Source organism: Nocardiopsis changdeensis (assembly GCF_018316655.1).
Classification (GTDB): Bacteria; Actinomycetota; Actinomycetes; order Streptosporangiales; family Streptosporangiaceae; genus Nocardiopsis; species Nocardiopsis changdeensis.
In genome coordinates, this window is record NZ_CP074133.1 from 4,124,123 (window position 1) to 4,141,202 (window position 17,080).

A 17,080-nucleotide genomic window follows, 5' to 3' on the forward strand; every position below is an offset into this window, starting at 1 on the left:
CATTCTGCCTCGGGAACCCGTGCTCCACACAGGAAACCGCGACGTGGAGCGGTCGGCCCCGGTGAAGTGCCCCCGAGGCCGGGCCGCCCTCCCTACGCTGGAGGCCATGATCTACCCCCTCGCCGTCGTGTGCCCCACCTGCCGGGTGGGCGAACAACACCTGTGCCGGACCCCCACCCAGGCGGTGCGCCGCCTGGCGCACCCGCGCCGCTTCGCGGCCGCGGCCGCCGCCGACATCGTCTCGGCACTGGCCCCGCGGGTGCCCCCCACCCAGCGGTGGCTACTGGCCCAGGAGCTGGTCACCGCCCCCGACCACACCGTCCCGCCCGCTGAGCGCGCCACGGGACCGCATCCGGACCTGGACGCGGCCCGCGCCGAACTGGACACCGCCGCCCGCACCCTGGAGCAGCTGCGCGGCACCGCGGCGTCCGCCCACTGGGGGGTGAACACCCCCGGCCTGGTGCGCGACCTGGACAGGGCCCTGCACACCACTCGGGGCCTGGTCGAAGTGCTCACCGACGCCGCCCGTGACCAGCGCATCCGCCGCCGCCTGAACATGGGGGCGACCTCGGCCGAGATCGCCCACGCTTTGCTGGTGCTGCGCGCTGAGCGCGTCGACGCCGCGGTGGAGGCCACCGCGGCGCCGGCACCCCCGACGGGGGCACCGGTGTGGAAGGTCGGGTACCGGTCCGACGGCCGGTTCCGGCTGCGCAGCCCCCTCCCCGAGGACGGCACCTCCCGCCAGGTGGGGACAGCACACGGTTTCGCCCCCACCCCCGCCGCGGCCGCCCGGGCCGCCGCCCAGTTCGCCGGCCCCGGCCAGCGGGTGGTGCTGGACCCGCCCCACGTGCACGCCCCGCGCCCCCTGGTCGAGAGCACCGGCCGCACGCTCATCGACCACACCGTGGTGAAGGACCTGCTGGAGGGAGACGAGCCCGTGCACACGGCGTTCCTGGCCGCGTGCACCGCCCTGCGCCACCAGTTGGCCGGGGTGCGGGATCTGGCGGGGTGGTGGGCCGAGCGCACCGAGACCCTCCAGGCTTCCCACCCCCAGTGCCGGCTGCCCCTGGGGCCGCCCGCACCGCCGCCGGCCCACCGCGACCACGCCGACACCACGGTGGAGGCGACCGCGTGGGTACCGGCCCACCTCATCGTCGCCACCGACCACCCCGTGTGGGGAAGGCTCGACCACAAACCCGAGGTCCCCCTGGATGTTCTGCGCGCCCTGGCTGATACCGCAGACGTCGCCGAGTTCACCGAAGACCTGTTCACCAGCGGCGACCCGGTGCAGCTGGAGCGGATCACCGGCTGGGCCGGACCCGTCTACGCGGTCGCCGGGGACGGTAACCACCGCGCCCACCTGCTGCGCGCGGCCGGGCTGCCTTGGGCGGCCGCGCACCTGACCCATACCACCCCGCCGCCGGTCGTGGACCTGAACGGCCTGGTCAAGGAGGACGAGAACCTGGACGGACGCGGCGAGGAGGGCCGTGCCCCTAGCGAGCGCGCTCGCCACCGCATGCACCTGATCTGCGGCCTCATCGACCGCGGCGTCATCGACGCCTGGTGGGACGAGGACCGCCCCGACCTGCTGTGGTGCCGCCGCCTGCCCGCCCCGTGGCTGCTGCGCTCGGCCGAGCACGCCACCGCCGCCAACGCTGTGTACGAGGCGGCATACCCCGGGGCGCTGGCCCGGCTCGGGATCCCCGACGGGGTGGGCACCGACGCGGCGGCGTGGCGGTCCTGGCTCACCACCCCCGACAGCGCACGACGCCTGCGCTCGGTCTCCGCACCGGGCCGGTAGGGCGCGAAGCGGGCACGGCGGGCAGGCGCCGACCCGGACGATGGGAGGGGGATTTTTCGATCACCCGGCGCGCAGGCCACGCCCAGCGGCATGCTGGGATCCATGACCCAGTACTGGCTCCAGCCCTCTGTCGCCACCTTCGGCTTTAGTGACGAAATGTACGTGCGCGTGGACTGCATCTCCGCGCTGTACGCCGTGCGCGACCCCAGCGCCCGGAAAGGAGAGGGACGCCCGTGGCGGTTGGAGGCCGCGGTCCTGGGCTTGGGCCGTCCGGTCGTCCTCGTCACCGCACCTGACCGAGACGGGAGTGAGGCGGGGGAGAACCCCTTCCGGGGGGCGCTCGTCTTTCTGTGTGATGAGCTGGCGGCCGAGCAGAGCCGGGTCTGGCCGGGGGTCGAGGTCCTCACCTCCACCGGTTACATGAGCGCGTTCAACCCCCAGTCGGTGGACGGTGAGATCGACATCGAGTGGATACGCACCCCCGACCCCGAGAAGCAAGGGCTCTACCCGGTGCCCCCGCCGAAGGCGACACCGTGAACAGGTGGCGCGGCAGTCAACGGGCGCGGGCCGGGCTGTAGCAGCGCGGACAGGCCGGGCGCTCCACCTCGGGGGGCGCCATCCACTCCAGGCGGCAGTACCAGCGGCGGCATCGCCGCGGCTCGCTCACCGTCGCGTAGTCACCGGTGGACAGCGGCGCGGTGTACCCGCAGGCCGGGCAGATCCATTCGTGCGGGGTCGCCTCGGCGCCGTGGGCGCGGGTCAGGGACAGGTGCAGACGCATCCGGCCCGGCGCGGGCCCGTGCGGATCGGCCACATGGCGGCACGTCGAACAGCGCGGGTACGCGGGCGGCTCAGGGGTGCGGTTCAGCCACACCATCAGCAGCGACATCACCAACCCCTTCCTCGCTGGCCGCTCCTCCGTTCCACGGCCGACCCGCACCCACAGGAGAATCGGCGGCGCCCGGCCCGGCCGCGGACCGGCCCCGCCAGCCGGACACCGGTCAGCGCGGGCGCCGGAGTGCTCCGCGCTCGAACACGCCACGGACCGCCGCCCAGGCGCCGGCCAGGCCGCGCCGCACCGCGTCGGCGCGGTGAAGCCCAGGCCCGCCGAGGTTCATGCCGCGGGACCGGGCCAGGTCGGCCAGGGCGTTGACCGCCAACAGCGCGGTGATCTTGTCGATCTGCAACCGGCCCAGCTCCGCCATTTGGACCTGTCCTCCGAGTATGCGGTCGTCGGCTTCATCGAACCGCGCCTGCCAGTGGCCCACCGCCCCCGCGATCACCATCGTGGGCACCGCCGACGGGCCGTCGGCGTCCAGGACACGGCGGGCCTGCACCAGCGCATCGCGCCGCCGCCGGCAGCCTTCGGCATCGGTGGTTCCGGCGACCAGGGCCGCGACCTGGCCCTGTTCGGCGATGGCGTGGTCCAGGTAGCGGGCCAGCGCTGACCGCGCTTCCTCCGCGTACCGGGGGTGGGCGGTCGGCAACGTGCTCAGGGAGTCCATGTACGCCACCGTAGAAGACCGGCCTGTGGCCCGCACCCCAAGAGCGCCTTCTGGCCGCGACCGGACACCAGGCTAGCTCTCCCCCAGTAGGGGCGGACGGGTTCCGCGCTGTCGTTGTCACCTGCGGGGATGCGCCCATGGACGACTCTCTCCTGCTGGATTTCGACTCCCCCAACAGCGACGATATGCGTTTCAGCGCGGCTTTCGGCGCCTGGTACATGGCCGTGATGGGGTCCCAGCAGGCCCTGGCCAACCCGAACATCAACCCACATGAAATATCAGTAGGAGAATCTCAGTGGTCTCGCCAATCGGATTTAAGGATGGGTGCAATGGAGGAGGTGTGAGCATATTTTCCTGCATCCGAAAAATGCAGTGGGGATGTGCCGCATATTACCATGGTTGCGATGGTGTTCCATCTGGATCTAGTCCATGCGGCCACAAAAGATCGCTTTCCCACCTGCTCACGAGAAGGAATTCCTCTTCGTCGTCGGACTCCTCCCGTATACGCTTTAACTCTGCCAGGCCATTAGTATTTCCTGCGTCGGCGGCTCGACGGGCTAGATGTTCGGCCGCAGCCTGGTTTCCAGCCTCCTCCTGCAATGCCGCAAGCTTTACGAGGGAATAAATTTTTTCGGAGGCCTCATGCTCCCTGAGAACCCTTTTCTCCTCAGGGCGCTCCCTGCCTGCACCTAGCGCGCAATTGAAATCTTCAAAGGCCGAGTCGAGCATCAGTTGCAACTTTTCGGCGTACTCCCAATCCCCTGCGCGGTGTTTCACTCGCGCGAGTTCAACTATGCTTTCGATATCCCCAGTCTCAATGGCTTGGCTGATCAGAATTTCGGCAGCATCCTGCCGTCCACTTTCCTCCCTCATTAAGATGAGTCGCACCAAAGCCCACTTGTCACCTGCCCTAACGCCCTGGCGGGTCAGTCTTTCCGCACCCCTGAAGTCCCCGACCAACTCCCGCATGCGCGCAACACGAGACAGGGAAGACTTATCCCCAGCGGCAACTGCCTGCCGGTAACTCTCCTCGGCTCCAGCGTTATCCCCAGCCATTTCACACAGTCGCCCAAGCCTCACCATGGACTGGATATCTCCGGAGGAAGCAAGTCGGTGATAAATTTTTTTGGATTCGACTAGATCACCCTCCTCTTCCATTCTAATTGCTTCTTGTAGCAAGAACTCGGGATGCCCGGCTTCGACGGCTTCGCGGTAGGCGATTTCGGCTCCAGCGTAATCCTGATTCTCCGCTCGCATTCTAACAATATGACCAAGGGCATCGATGTGTCCAGATTTGGCGGCGCGGCGGCACAGTTCTTCGGCTCCGGGTGAATCTCCAATCAAATGTCGAATTTGCGCGACGTTCACCAAGGCATCAATGCGTCCATGCTCGGAAGCGGCGACAAAAAGCCGCGCCGCCCAGTGCAGGCGGTGGCGGATGTTGGCTGCTCCTCCGAGATGGTAGAGGCTTTCAGGGTCGATGAGGTGGTCATGTGCGGCCTGCCAGAAAGACAATGGAGGACAGAACATCCTGCGTTCGTGGGCTCCGTGCTGTTCGAGGTAGTCCTCCAACCGGTACACGGCTCCCTGGGCCTTGGAGGTGTTCTGGTCGCTGCGGCGGGTCCGGACCTGCCGCAGTGGGGCCTGCCCGCCGTGAACCGTTGTTCCCGTCTCCTTCAGGGCCTGGTCCACCCACTGGTCAGGCAAGGCGTCGAGTTCGTCGTCGGTGAGGTAGTCCTCTGCGGCCTGGACCAGGAAACCCAGGGGCAGGTGCAGGCTCACCCCGAGGCGGAGGGCGTCCATGGCCGCGTTCAGGATCGCTCTGGCTCCCGGCGAGGCGGTTTCGTAGCGGCGCACGAGTTCGGGAGCCCCGGCCAGTGTCTGCGCCAGACGCCCGTCACGGACGTGCTCCAGGGCGTGGGCGAGCTGGCCATCGCCGGATTGGGCGAGCTCTCGGGCGTTGTCGAGCTGGTCGTTGGTGAAAGCGACGGGGACCGTGACCTGCCGGCCCTCCAGCAGGGCTCGTGCCTGGGCGTGCGCGTCCTGATGTCCCGGCTTGGGTTGGGTGGTCAGAGCCTCGGCGTGCTCCTCCCACAGGGTGCCCAGGACCAGCACCGGACCGCGGTCGGGGTTGGTGAGCAGGACGTGCAGGGCCGCGGCGATCTGTTCACCGAAACGGGAGTGACCGAGGTAGTGCTGGGACTCGTTGAGCCACACCACCGTGCGCGGACCCACCCGGCCCAGGCCCTCCAGCGCCGCCTCGGCGCGGGTGGGGTCGAAGGGATGCCACAGCCGCCATCCGTGCTCGGCCAGGGGCTGGACCGATTCCCAGCAGGCGCGGGTCTTGCCGGTGGAGGACAATCCGACCAGCACCACCATGCGACTGGACCCGCCCAGGGCCGCCCGGACGGCGCGGTCCAGTACGTCGTCGTGGTCCCGCCGCACGTACCCCGGCAGCCGTGCCGTGTCGCGTTGGGGCACGCTCACGGTCGCAGCGAGTGAATCCGGAGGGCTGCCCGCCACGCGCATCTCCAGGTCGTGGGGGTCGCATTCACCGATGGGCCTGCCCGGTGCGGGCCGGGGGGCTGGCGCGGGCGGGTTCGGTGGGGAGATGATGGCCGTGTGGGCCTGGACCACGGTGCTGTGGGAGAGGTCGCCGATGATCGTGTTGGCGGCGTGCGTTGACGGGTCCGGAGCAGGGAGGTCCGGCGGGGCCGACCCGGGGGCGGCCACCACCCCGATCTGGCCAGGCGGATCCGCGGCCTTGCGGCGTAGCTCCAACAGCAGCCCGGACTCCAGGCCCAGGGCCCGGGCCAGCGCCGTGATGGTCTCCTTCGTGGGCAGCGGCCCGGTGCCATTGAGCGCGTTGCTGACCGTGGTCCGGCCCAACCCAGCGCGGGCGCGCAGTTGTTCCTTGGTCAGCCCCAACCGAAGCCGGGCGGTGTCCAGGCGCTCACTCAGTTCCTCCCGAGGGTCGACCTGGTCCACATCGCCTCCCGTCGCGACCGCCTCACATGTGCGTCGGTGTTCATCTTCGTCCAGACGGTCACCGGCGGCCACCCCTTCGGCCAAATTCGATCCCGTCGACAGAACACCGATGACGGAGGAGAACCGACATGTCCGCGTGGATCGTATCCCTGGCTTTGTCCGGTGCCGTGGTCACGGTCGTGGCCGTACTGGCCGGGGCCGGCGCCGCCTACCTGGCCCGCCGCGACGGCGCCACCTACCCCAAGGCCATCCGCCACGCCGCGGCGACGCTGGCCGCCACCCTCACCCTGGCCGCGGTCCTGACCACGGCCCTGGCCGCACTGGTCACCCTGCTCCGGTGACCACCGCCCTCTTCAAGGGGGCCTCACCGACGCGAGGGCGCCGCACGGGGACACCCCGGCGGCGCCCCGACTCGTGCGCACCAGTCACCCCCTGTGCGAACACAGGGATCGACCAGTGTCTTCGCCCCCCACACATCGGAGCCTGCGCCGGGAATCATGGGGCTCCCCGATTGCTGGGCCCTGCACCGAGCGCTAACGTCCGCACACCGACTCGTCGGCGCCGGCGGCCACAACCCCGGCCGGGAGCCCGGCCGTGCGCACCGGGCGCGGGAGCATCTCCAGCAGCAGCGCCTGAGCCCCGGGCGCGCGGCGCATCGCGCCGGTACGCGGCGGGGAGCGGGATCCCGTAGTAGGCCGTCCCGGGTTCGGGCCAGGTCGGATCCAGTGCCGCCCCGTCCGACAGACACCCGGCCCAGGCGTGCAGAAACGCCCAGGTGCTTCCTGCGAACGGCGTGGCGTAGCCCTCCACGTACACCAGCCCGTCCACGGCATCGGCCAGGTGGGCGGCGAACTCATAGCAGTGCCCGGGGTACCCGCGACAGTCCTCCAGGTCCTCGGGCAGCGGTACCGGTCTCCACGCCGCCGCCGCCGGATGGAGGTCGGCGATCTGACCGATCGACGCGAGCAGGGTCCGGCCGGTGCCGCCAGTGGCCCACCGCGACCACGCCGACACCACTGTGGAGGCGACCGCGTGAGTACCGGCCCACCTCACCGATGCTCCACTTCAGTGCTTGTGGGCGGACACCCCGACCGCGGTCTTCCATGCCTCGGTCAGGGCGCGTGCGTAAGCGGCGAGTACCTCGGTGGACTGCAGGCGGTCTTCTTGTGCCTTCTCCAACTGCTCGCCTACGGCGTGACGCTCCTCGGGTGTTCCGATGCCGTGCAGGTCCCGCTGGGTCAGCTCAGGGAGCTGCTGGATGCTCTGGGCCATCTGGCTCCAGGTGTCCATGGCGGTGCGCACGGCCTGGAGCTGGTCCTCGTCGAGCGCGCCCTGCAAGCGGCATGCCAGGAGATCGGGTTCGGGCAGCAGCGGCAGGTTGTGCTCTCGCCACATGCGGCCCCACAGGACGTGGTAGCGGGCTTTCAGGGTCCAGTCCGGTTCAACCGTGGTGTTCTGGCCCTGCGGAGCGTGGATCAGCCTCAGGCCCAGGGAGGCGGCTCGGGCGCTGTCCAAGATCGCTCCAGCCCCGTTCAAGGATGCCGTCCATCCGCCTGTGGCGCGCAGCTGGGCACGCTCGGCGTCCTCAGGCCCGGACAGCAGTTCCAGCTGTTCCTCGCGCAGGATCGTGGCCGGGTCGGTGGCCAGCAGTCGGTAGTCGGGGGCGTAGCCGTCCAGGGCCAGGACGGCCTGGGACGCGGCGTCGGCCCACCACACGGCGTGGGCGCGGGCCTGGCCTTCTACAGCGTGCATATGGGTGAGGGCGGTGTCACTGCGTGCGCTGTTGAGGTGTTCCTCCAGGTTGCGCAGGTGCACTGCCTGCGGGTCGCTCGGGAGCCGTGCCTCTATGAGGCGCTCGTTGTCCTCGTCGAGGGCGTCGATGAGGCGGTGGGCGTGGGCGGCGTCATCCATCAGTGCGACGGTGGCCTGCTCGGCGATGCGCAGGACATCGTGTGTGAACGCGGCGGTGGAGGAGGTCACAGGGGGCTCCTGGATCGGGGGTGGAGTCGGTGGAGTCGGCGAGCTCGCAGCGAGGGTAACCGGCGGGCGGCATGGATAGGGGCCGAACGGGGAAATCTGATGGGAAGTCGGGGGTCAGCCGCCGTGAACGACCGGGCACGGCTGTTTCCTTGTGCCGGATGGAGCCCCCTCGATGTCCTCTGCGTCCCCTGTTCTTCCCTTTCGCGGTCTGATCTTGGACTTCGTCGGTGTCTTGACCGCTCCGGTGGGTCCGCCCCTGCGGCGCTGGTGTGTGGACCAGGGGTTGCCGGCACATGCGTGGGGCCACGTGTTGGGGCGGCATCCTGAGGGGCGCCGGCTGTACCGGGAGCTGGAGGCGGGGCGTCTGGGGCAGGCGGAGTGGAACCGGCTGACGGCTCTGCTGCTGGGGGTGGATGAACACGTTGATCTGATGGGGCGTGCGTGGGCGCGGGTACAGCCCGCGGTGGAGATGGTCGAGCTGGCGCGTCTGGCCCGTCGTGCCGGGGTGCGCACGGCCTTGTTGTCCAACAGTTTCGGACGCGATCCTTACGACCCCTACCGGGTGTTGGGGGTGGCCGGCTTGTGCGAGGTGGAGGTGTTGTCGGAGGTGGAGGGCCTGGCCAAGCCGGATCCGGAGATCTACCGGCGGACCCTGGATCGCATGGGCTTGGACGGCGGGGAGTGCGTCTTCGTCGATGACCGCGCGGAGAACCTCTCTCCAGCGGCCGAGCTGGGGATCACCGTCGTGCACGCCGATAGTAGCCCCGGCACGGCCGGCAGGGTCGCCGGCCTGCTGGGACTGCCGGGTGGTTGAGGTGCGTGGGGCCGACTACCCCAGGCGTGGCTCTGCCTGCGGCGGGGCGGGGCGGGAGCGCCATGGTTCCCCACACCCGACGTGGCCTCACTCGAAGGCCACGTCGACCCCGCAGATCCGTACCATCCGCCAAGGGCCGTGGGTGGTGTTGATGTCGGTGGCGTCTTGCAGGTCGCGCGGCCACAGGTCGGCGAACCTCTGCGACTGGGCCAGGTAGCGCAGGAACCCGACCGCGCCCAGGAGCCCGTCGACGTGGGAGACGTTCCAGCCTCCCCCGCCCCGGGCGGTGATCTGCGGGGCCGCCACACCGAGGGTGCTGGCATGATCGCCGGTGAAAGCGTCAATGAGGAGGCTGCGGACAGCGTCGGGGAGCAGTTGCGAGCTTCGCCGATGCGGGGCCCGGTACGGTCCGTGCAGCGGCAGGTGCTTCTCCCACTCCCAGATAGGGCCGTCGCCGGAGGCCGTGCAGGGGCGCAGTTGCAGTTCGATGCCGCGTGCGCTGCGGATCCGGCTGATCGACCTCTCCGAGTCGTGTTCGACGCTGTGGCGCAACGGGGCGGGCAGTGCTGTCGGGCAGGAAGGATCGGTCAACTGCTCGGTCAGGGCGGCCACGTGGTGGGGGCGCCCCCATTCCATGTTCAGGGGGCCAGCCCAGGAGAGCCCGCGCCACAGGTCCGCATGTCCGGCGAAACCCGTCACGTGGTGGGTGGTGAGAAGCCCGAGTCGGCGCAGCATGGCCGATCCCAAGCGGTACCAGTGCTGCGCGTGTGGGCCATGGAACCGCTTGCGGCGTCGGGCGAGGGTGTCGCGTTCCACGGCCGTGAGGCAGGTGGGATCCTGTGCCCACAAAGGGGTGCCGCGGTAGTCGTGCACGGCGTGGACGTGGGTGCGGGCCCAGCCCCACTGGGCGCGGGAGACGGGGATCGTGACGGTCGCGTCCTGTGAGAGCAGACGCAGTTCCAGGCGGTGTCCGCGGTGGCGGGCGCGCAGGCCGGGAATGCCGTGGAACTCGCCGTCGATGTCGGTGTAGGGCAACCACAGGGTCAGGGTGTCGGTGAGGTGGGGACGGGCGATCTCCAGCACCAGACCGTCCCGGGCGGGGGTGCGGCGTGTGACGGCCACCGGCACGTCATAGGGGGGACCCATGTAGATGAGGTCGCGCAGCCCCAGGAGCAGGTCGGTCTCCAGGTGGGCTTGGCCAAGGGTGGCCTCGGGGATGATCGACGACTCGGCAGGCAATGCGGCGATGGCCTTGGCTGCGGTCAGGTGGGTTTCCCCGGTCGCGGCGGCGCGTGCTCGGGCCAGGCTGATGTGACGGGACATGGAGACTCCCAGCGCCCCGGCCACGCTCGAAGAGGTCCTGTTGTCGCACCACAGGCAGATTGATGGGTGAGGGCAGGCGGTCCCGCCGTTTTGGCCTCGCGCCCCAACGCCGGGTGGAGTGGGGGAGGCGCGGCGCCCTCATCGCCGTGCGCACATGGTGGCACGGGATCGACGCTGAAGGCAACACGGCTGGCTCCGGCGCGCCGGCTGCTCGTCCTGTGCCCGTGCTCGCGGCCGGGGCGCTTTTCCGGGCCACCGCGGCACGGATTCCCGCTCGGCCCTGACCTGCAGGCGGGCCCGGTGCTGCCCAAGCAATGGCTGCGTTCGGTCGCTGCCCCTCACTAGGGTGGCGCTCCCGTACCGTTCACCCCCGGTGAGGAATCCATGCTGTCGACCGCCACGCCCACACCCCAGGCCCGTGCATGGGCATCCCGGATCGTTGCCGAATACGACATCCGTGACCGAGCCCAGGACATCCTCGCGCGCCTGTACGTGCCCGGCCTGCCCGAGGTCGTCACCGTCCTGCACACCGCGATCACCGACGCCGCCCTCCAGCACCCGCACCACAGGCCTCTCCCGCCTCTTGGCCCTGAGGTCCGGGCTGTCGCTGAAAGGCTCGATCCGGAGATGCGTTGGAGCGCGTTGCTGTGGTGTCGCCTGGCCGCCGGATATCAGACGATCTACTTCGCCGACGATCCTCGGGGCACCATCCATGGTCTGTACCTGAATCTGGTCACTCACCTGAAAGAGGAGGCAGGGGCCTGGGACGCCGTCCGGATGGGACTCCTGCTGGAAGCGGCATCGCAGTACCTGGTCCCCCTCGAGCACGTCCTCGATATGTGCGAGGACGCGCCTGACGCGGCACTTCGCCCCCACCTGGAGCGGCTGCGCGACTTGTACGCCCAGGCCTGCAAGGGGTCCGCTCTGTTCACCCGGACAAACCCGGCCTTCCAGGGGTCCCAGATCCGGTTGGCGCAGCTCCTGCTGCGCCTGGATGCCCCCCTACCCCTGGGCGAACTGTTCGCCCCGGCGATGTGTTCGGCGACGTGCTGCGCTGTAAGTATCCCGACCTGTGCGCGACCCCGGGCCTGGCCGGTCTGGTCGCGGGCCTGCTCACCCCGCCCGGGACACACCCCTCCAAAGCGTGGTGCCGCCGGACCACCGGCCTGTTGGACGCTCTGGAGGATCCCGCGTCGACCGTCAGGGAGATGCTCACTCTGATCCCGGCCCTGCCCGCCGCGCCGGCCGAGAGCGGGGAGACCCACTCGCCCTATCTGCGGCCGCACGTCCACGACATCCTCACCGGCATGCTCTGGTGCGTCGACCTGCTGCCCCGGGAATCGACGCCCTGGGCTGCGCAGGTCCTGGAGAGGCTGACCGTGTTCACCGGTACGGGGCCGGGCGGATCCAAAACGCTGCGCTCGGAGCGGATGGCCACCGCAGCCGTGAGGGTCCTCGGTGGGCGCGGAGGCGGTCAAGAGAAGCAGGCGCTGACCAGGATCCGTGCCGAGGTCACGAAGAAGACCCTGTTGAAGCCCATCGACACGGCGCTGGCGAAGATCAATGTCTAACGGAAGACGGCCCGGGAGGTGAAGTCCGACCTGGCCGAGGCGATGGTTCTTACCGGGGTTCCTGTGGTGGCAGGGCCGACCCGTCTGTGGTCGGACCCCGCCACCGTTGGGGAACCGGGGTGTCAGGGTGTCGCATCACGGCGCAGAAGCGTCTTGCACAGTTCCAAGCGGTGCGGACGGGGAAGGCAGGCAGGCGCGCAGTAGGTCGAATATGGCGGTATAGGTCGGGCCCCGTCACCACGCGTGATGGGGGCCGATGCTTTCTTGCTATTCGCCGAGATTCAGGGTGAGCATGAGGGCGGACCATTCCCCGGTGCCGAAAGCAAGGCAGGCCAGATCACTGTTCCGAGTGTCCCTGACCAGGGTGCGGGGGCCTTCGGCGACCTCCACGCACTCGGAGCCCACGTTTCCGGAATAGCTCGACTTGTGCCACCGGAGATCAGCTTCTTCGGTCATGTCGCTTTCTTGATCAGCTCTCACAGTAGGGTGCGCACCGTCTTTTCGGAGAGCGCGTTCGTGGCCAGGGAATCGAATCTGGCCCGGGCCAGGGCGGTCGCCGGGAGGTTGGTCGCGATGTTCCCGGTGGCCAGGGTCTCCAGGTACTGGATCGTCCCGTGAAACTCGGTCTCCATGAGCGTAGAGGAGTCGGCCAGTTCGGCATGAGCCCCCTCGGAGAAGGGCATGACCTGCACCGTGATGTGGGTGCGTTCGGTGGCCTCGAGCAGGTGCTCCCACTGCTGGACCATCACCTTCGGACTCCCGACCATCCTGCGCAGCGCGCCCTCGTCGATGATGAAGTGGAGCCCGGGCGGGTGTTCCTGGTCCAGGATCTGCTGTTGTTCCAGGCGCTGGGCCATCATGAGGTCGATCTCCGCCGCCCCCTTGGGGTATCGAGGCTCCCAGGACCGCGCGGGCGTACTCGGGGGTCTGCAGACCGGGAGCGACCTGGCAACTGCGGAACCGCTCACCGGGGTTCGCTGCATGTGCAGGGATGGCCGAGGCCATGTGCGTGTCTCCGTGGTCAGGGAACGGAAAGGGCTCCGGCCCGGTCGAGCAGCCCCTGGGGCAGGTAGCCGCTGTCGATGCGCACCTCCCAGCCCCGCATCCGGGCCAGACAGGCCAGGGTCAGTGACCGCCGGTCCACCAGCCCGTCCGAGCGTCGGGCCTGTTCCCCGAAGGAGTACGCGTCCCGGTACGCCTCCAGGGCATCGGCCAGGGCCAGGTTGAAACCCTCCTGGTCTTCGGCCACCAGCTGGGAGAGCGCGATCACCGGGGGCGGCGGGGAACCGGGGCGGGTGTGGCCGGCCAGCGCTTCCAGTGCCGCGTCGAGAGCCTCGCGCACACGCGGGCCCGGTACCGCGCCGGGACCGGTCGGGGCGGACCGCAGGTAGGTCAGCAGCGCGACCCCGTAGCGGAGAAAGACGGAGGTGCCCGGGCCGCCCGGGCGCGGGAAGAGTTCCTCCGGCATGCCCAACAGCGCCTCCAGACGTTCGGGTGACCCTGAGATCAGGGCGTACTCCACTGCGGTGGCGAGCCGGTTCCCGGACACACCGTTGCGGGGTCCGAACGTGCGCAGCACGGCCGTGGACTCCCCCAGGGCCACCTCGACGCTCTCCCCTCCCGCTGCGGTGCAGGCGAAGGCGGCCGCGGTGAACTGGGAGGCATGCGTGAACGCGGCGAGCTGTCGGGGGTGACGGGCTTGGGGATCGACGGACAGGGACCGGCCGAAGGTGAGCTGCTCGAAGTCAGCGTAGCGCATCAGGTCGTCGGCAGTCCTGTAACGGGAGGTATCGGCCTGCGCGGCCTCTCCCATCCAGGTGTCGTTGCGTTTGAAGAGCTTCTCGACCGTCCAGTTACCGGTGGAGGCTTCGGCGGGGTGGGCGACCTCGATCGGCCCTTGGGCCAGCAGGCGCAGCGCTTCGGGGTCCTTGTCCGCACCGTAGGGGCCGACCCGAAGGCCGCGGCCGCCCTGGACGAGGTGCCGGGGCAGGTAGTCGGTGTCGAAGGGCATCGTCCAGCCCTCCACCCGCACCGCCAGGGCGGCGAAGGCGAGCTCGGCCACCGGGAGCAGTGCGTCCAGGTCCTCGCTGTCGCGATTGTCGCGGAGCCACGCCAGCCGCATGGCCATGAGGGACCAGAACAGCTGCTCGTTGCGGCTGAGCAGGGCGTGCAGGAAGAGCAGTTCGAAGTCGACCGCGGCCAGGTCGGGGAGGCCTTTCTGGGACCCCTCTTCCAGGGAGGCGAAGAAGGGCGCCATCGCGGACTCCACGTACCCCGTCAGCTGGTCGCGCTCGGCGCCCAGTCCCGGGTAGACGTAGAACGCGAGCGCTCGGTGCAGCACCTGATCCTCGGTGAAGCCCGCGGCGAACTGGACGAGGGGGCCTTCGTAGGCGTCGCACAGGCCGGAGATGACGCACAGGTACAGTGCGTGAGCCCACCTGCCGGGAGCGATCGGCCGCTGGCCCCGGGGTTTTTCTCCGTACTCTTCGAGGTCCCGGTAGGAGACACCGGTCCCGGTGTAGGTGAGGTGGACCGAGACCTCGACGGAGGTGGGCGCTCCGTCCAGCAGCAGCGCTCCGGTGAAGGCCTCCGCGGCCGAGTACAGGGCGGCCCGGATGTCGGCTTTTGCTTCCGGGTCGGTGGCGGACCGGGCGGCGGCGTAGGTGACCAGGTCGCGGCCGATCATCTTCCAGCCGAACCCGTCCCGGCCGCTGTGCTGCTGGTCGTTGACGTCCTGGCCGATCCTGTCGGCGAAGTCGTCCAGGGCCTCCCCGATCGCTTTCTCGTCGACTCGGTGGCGTTCGATCCGCAGGGTCACAGGGCCCTCGTTTCCAGTCGGCTGTTCCGTGCGTGGGGCAGAGTCTGGCACGGCGCCACGACAGGAGCCCTTCAGGAGCGTCAGCGCCCTACACAGAAGTGGCCCCGACGTCCCACTGGAAGATCGTGCGAGGGCACCCAGCCGGCCGCGGACACGAGTTCTTGGAGCGGATCACGCGTATCAATCGACCATGGACGCGCCCGCTACGGACTCGCAGCGGTCGTCTTCAACGTGGTTCGTGAGATGGAGGCGACCGTTGTGGGGGCAAGCGACTACGCCCACACGCTCACCCGGCGTCTGGCCGAACTGGCCTGTCGCAGCGTCCACCTCATGGTGTCAGGTGCGGGTACGCATGCTTGAGACGGCAGACCAGGTGGGTGGCTGCCTGGTCGCAGATCACCGTCAGTTCCTCGGTCAGTGAGGCGGGCTGGTCGGCCCGGACCAGCTCAGCCTGCCGGACACGCTCGCGTAGGGTCTGACGCTGCCGGAGGCTCAGCTCTTCTCCGACCACCGGAGAACCCAGGACCGCGGTTGCCGCGTTTGCGTCGTTGCTTCCCATGACGGTGTCGATCACGTGGGAGACGAGAGCGCGGTGGCCTGGGGCCAGCTCGCAGGCCAGCACGCCTGCACGGGCGGCGAAGACGGCGCCACCTGGTGTGGGCGGTAGTTCGATGAGGTGGCGGGCCATAGCGGTGACGGCGTCAGCAGGGTCGTGACCCGCCACGCGCGCGCTCGCCGCGGTCAGGCAGGCGGCTACAGCCTGCTCCCACGGCTCATTGCACACGGTCCCTTCCAGAAGGATCCGGGCTGCGTCGGGATCTTGGCGGTGGAGTGCGGCCAGAACGGCGACCTGGCGGCCGTCCAGGAGGCGGGTGCCGATGCCGTTGTAGCGGTGAAGGTGTTCGACGGCGTCCTGCCAGCGGTCGGCGACACACAGGGCGCGGGTGCCGTCGGCGAGCATGACCGCCCAGAGGAAACGGCGTAGCTCGGTGCGCTCGCTCGGGCTGGTGACCAGGTCTGCCACCGGGCAGGTTCGTCCTTGCACCTGGGCGGGCTGCCCGGGGGTGGTGGCGGTGAGCAGGGATTCGAACACCGTGTGGGCCGCGGTGGGGTGGCCGGTGCGGATGGCCAGGCGGCCGAGGTTCACCAGTGGTTGCAGGGCCAGGAGTGCGGTTTTCGCGGTTAGGGGCCCGGCTGAGGCGAACACGTCGTACTGCTGCCAGCACAGGGCCTCGGCGAGGTCCGGTTGGCCGGTGTCGCTGGCGACCAGGGCGGCTTTGTTCATCGCCTCGCAGGTGCGCGTCATCCCCTCCTCAGGGTTAGGGGCCTGGTCGGCCTTGTGGACAAGGCCGTTGAGTTCGGTGAGCCGTTGTCGCAGCGGGAGCGCTGGGGGACGTGGGCGAGGGACCAGCGGGATGTAGCGGATCGCTGGTGGGAGTTCCTGACCGGTCACAGGTGCACCGTTTCGGGGTCGAAGATGGTTCGGGCCGCGGTGTGGGAGAGCACCGCCTGGGTGGGGGCCGGGATGCCGAGGCGGTTCCAGCAGAAGATGACGTGGTGGGCCAGGACTGCGCGGAGCCCGCGTTCCAGTCGGCCGCGGGTGTGGAGGTCGGCCAGCTCGCGCCCGCAGTCCTGGAACGCCTGTGCCCAGGGAGCGAATCCGGCGAAGGCTCCGGTGGTGAAGTGCGGGGCGTGGGGGCCGGGGTCGACGCTCAGCAGGCGGTGTACTTGGTGGTGGATCTTCTCCGTGGGCGGGCGGGTGGTGGGTAGGTGGCGGGTGGCGGACACGCGGTCCCAGACGTCGCCCTGCTCGTAGTGGTCCAGGCCCGCGGAGCGCATCAGGGTGTGGCACAGCAGCAACGACACCTCCTTGCGCCGGTCCGGCCCTCCTTCGGAGGTGGCGAGGAACTCCATGAGGTGGCGGGTGTCGGCGCAGAAGAGGGTGTGGGCGGCTTCCATGGCCGCAGTGCCGCCGAAGGCGCGGGGCTCGGGTTCGTACACGACATGCGTCCACCGGCGCAGGTGCCCGTCGGCGGTGAGACCGTCCAGGAGCTCGGTTACCCGTTCCTGGAGGATGATCTGTTCGGTGGTGTCGTGGGGAAGGTGGATGCGGCACCGCCAGGCGTCCTTGCGCATCACGAACCAGCGGAAGTCGGCCAAGGCGGGGGCCAGGTGGTGGACGCCGGCGTGTTCGGCGGTGGCCGGGTCGGGGAATTCGATGTTGACCTGCAGCCACGCACCGGTGCGAGTGGGGTCGGTCTTCATCGTCGTGTCCTTCCA

Annotated in this window: 17 protein-coding genes; 7 read left to right on the forward strand and 10 right to left on the reverse strand. The window is 69.5% G+C overall.

Going from position 1 to position 17,080, the window contains the following annotated elements; translation table 11 throughout:
* Positions 1-106: 106 nt before the first annotated feature.
* Together KGD84_RS19045 and KGD84_RS19050 are read left to right on the forward strand one after the other, a co-directional pair.
* Positions 107-1,801, forward strand: a complete 1,695-nt coding sequence (locus KGD84_RS19045) for a zinc finger domain-containing protein (RefSeq protein ID WP_220561773.1) — start codon at positions 107-109, stop codon at positions 1,799-1,801.
* A 102-nt stretch (positions 1,802-1,903) separates the two neighbouring features.
* Positions 1,904-2,338 (forward strand): hypothetical protein, encoded by a 435-nt coding sequence (locus KGD84_RS19050; RefSeq protein WP_220561774.1) that lies wholly within the window; start codon positions 1,904-1,906, stop codon positions 2,336-2,338.
* 16 nt (positions 2,339-2,354) lie between these two features.
* Here the strand turns inward: KGD84_RS19050 and KGD84_RS19055 are convergent, their stop codons facing one another.
* Positions 2,355-2,690 carry a hypothetical protein gene (locus tag KGD84_RS19055; RefSeq protein ID WP_220561775.1) on the reverse strand — a complete coding sequence of 112 codons (336 nt, stop codon included), beginning with the start codon at positions 2,688-2,690 and terminating at the stop codon, positions 2,355-2,357.
* 112 nt (positions 2,691-2,802) lie between these two features.
* Entirely contained in the window at positions 2,803-3,306 is a 504-nt protein-coding gene (locus KGD84_RS19060) for a hypothetical protein (protein ID WP_220561776.1), read from the reverse strand.
* 137 nt (positions 3,307-3,443) lie between these two features.
* Between KGD84_RS19060 and KGD84_RS19065 the strand changes: the two genes are divergently transcribed.
* Positions 3,444-3,650 carry a hypothetical protein gene (locus KGD84_RS19065; protein ID WP_220561777.1) on the forward strand — a complete coding sequence of 69 codons (207 nt, stop codon included), beginning with the start codon at positions 3,444-3,446 and terminating at the stop codon, positions 3,648-3,650.
* Between the two features lie 46 nt (positions 3,651-3,696).
* Here the strand turns inward: KGD84_RS19065 and KGD84_RS19070 are convergent, their stop codons facing one another.
* On the reverse strand, positions 3,697-6,294 hold the full coding sequence (locus KGD84_RS19070) for a helix-turn-helix domain-containing protein (protein ID WP_220561778.1): 2,598 nt from the start codon (positions 6,292-6,294) through the stop codon (positions 3,697-3,699).
* 128 nt (positions 6,295-6,422) lie between these two features.
* Here KGD84_RS19070 and KGD84_RS19075 point away from each other — a divergent pair, with 128 nt between their 5' ends.
* Positions 6,423-6,635, forward strand: coding sequence for a hypothetical protein (locus KGD84_RS19075; RefSeq protein WP_220561779.1), 213 nt, complete (start codon positions 6,423-6,425; stop codon positions 6,633-6,635).
* Between the two features lie 724 nt (positions 6,636-7,359).
* Here KGD84_RS19075 and KGD84_RS19080 read toward each other — a convergent pair.
* Complete coding sequence (locus KGD84_RS19080) at positions 7,360-8,205, reverse strand: hypothetical protein (protein WP_260697142.1); 846 nt, start codon at positions 8,203-8,205, stop codon at positions 7,360-7,362.
* 241 nt (positions 8,206-8,446) lie between these two features.
* On the opposite strand from KGD84_RS19080, the gene KGD84_RS19085 reads away from it, so the two are divergent.
* Positions 8,447-9,088, forward strand: a complete 642-nt coding sequence (locus tag KGD84_RS19085) for an HAD-IA family hydrolase (RefSeq protein ID WP_220561781.1) — start codon at positions 8,447-8,449, stop codon at positions 9,086-9,088.
* 87 nt (positions 9,089-9,175) lie between these two features.
* Here the strand turns inward: KGD84_RS19085 and KGD84_RS19090 are convergent, their stop codons facing one another.
* Positions 9,176-10,411 (reverse strand): hypothetical protein, encoded by a 1,236-nt coding sequence (locus KGD84_RS19090; RefSeq protein WP_220561782.1) that lies wholly within the window; start codon positions 10,409-10,411, stop codon positions 9,176-9,178.
* 384 nt (positions 10,412-10,795) lie between these two features.
* Here KGD84_RS19090 and KGD84_RS19095 point away from each other — a divergent pair, with 384 nt between their 5' ends.
* Complete coding sequence (locus KGD84_RS19095; RefSeq protein WP_220561783.1) at positions 10,796-11,632, forward strand: hypothetical protein; 837 nt, start codon at positions 10,796-10,798, stop codon at positions 11,630-11,632.
* Positions 11,620-11,982, forward strand: coding sequence for a hypothetical protein (locus KGD84_RS19100; RefSeq protein WP_220561784.1), 363 nt, complete (start codon positions 11,620-11,622; stop codon positions 11,980-11,982). Before KGD84_RS19095 ends, KGD84_RS19100 begins: the two co-directional genes overlap by 13 nt.
* A gap of 267 nt (positions 11,983-12,249) precedes the next feature.
* Here KGD84_RS19100 and KGD84_RS19105 read toward each other — a convergent pair whose 3' ends face one another.
* From KGD84_RS19105 to KGD84_RS19125, 5 genes are all read right to left on the reverse strand, one after another.
* A complete protein-coding gene (locus KGD84_RS19105; RefSeq protein WP_220561785.1) occupies positions 12,250-12,438 on the reverse strand; it encodes a DUF397 domain-containing protein in 189 nt (62 codons plus the stop codon).
* A gap of 20 nt (positions 12,439-12,458) precedes the next feature.
* Positions 12,459-12,965 carry a DUF5753 domain-containing protein gene (locus KGD84_RS19110; protein WP_260697143.1) on the reverse strand — a complete coding sequence of 169 codons (507 nt, stop codon included), beginning with the start codon at positions 12,963-12,965 and terminating at the stop codon, positions 12,459-12,461.
* A gap of 38 nt (positions 12,966-13,003) precedes the next feature.
* Positions 13,004-14,800, reverse strand: coding sequence for an immunity 49 family protein (locus tag KGD84_RS19115; RefSeq protein ID WP_260697144.1), 1,797 nt, complete (start codon positions 14,798-14,800; stop codon positions 13,004-13,006).
* A 328-nt stretch (positions 14,801-15,128) separates the two neighbouring features.
* Positions 15,129-16,106 carry a hypothetical protein gene (locus tag KGD84_RS19120; RefSeq protein WP_220561788.1) on the reverse strand — a complete coding sequence of 326 codons (978 nt, stop codon included), beginning with the start codon at positions 16,104-16,106 and terminating at the stop codon, positions 15,129-15,131.
* Between the two features lie 143 nt (positions 16,107-16,249).
* Positions 16,250-17,065, reverse strand: a complete 816-nt coding sequence (locus KGD84_RS19125) for a thiopeptide-type bacteriocin biosynthesis protein (protein WP_255646654.1) — start codon at positions 17,063-17,065, stop codon at positions 16,250-16,252.
* Between the last annotated feature and the right edge of the window lie 15 nt (positions 17,066-17,080).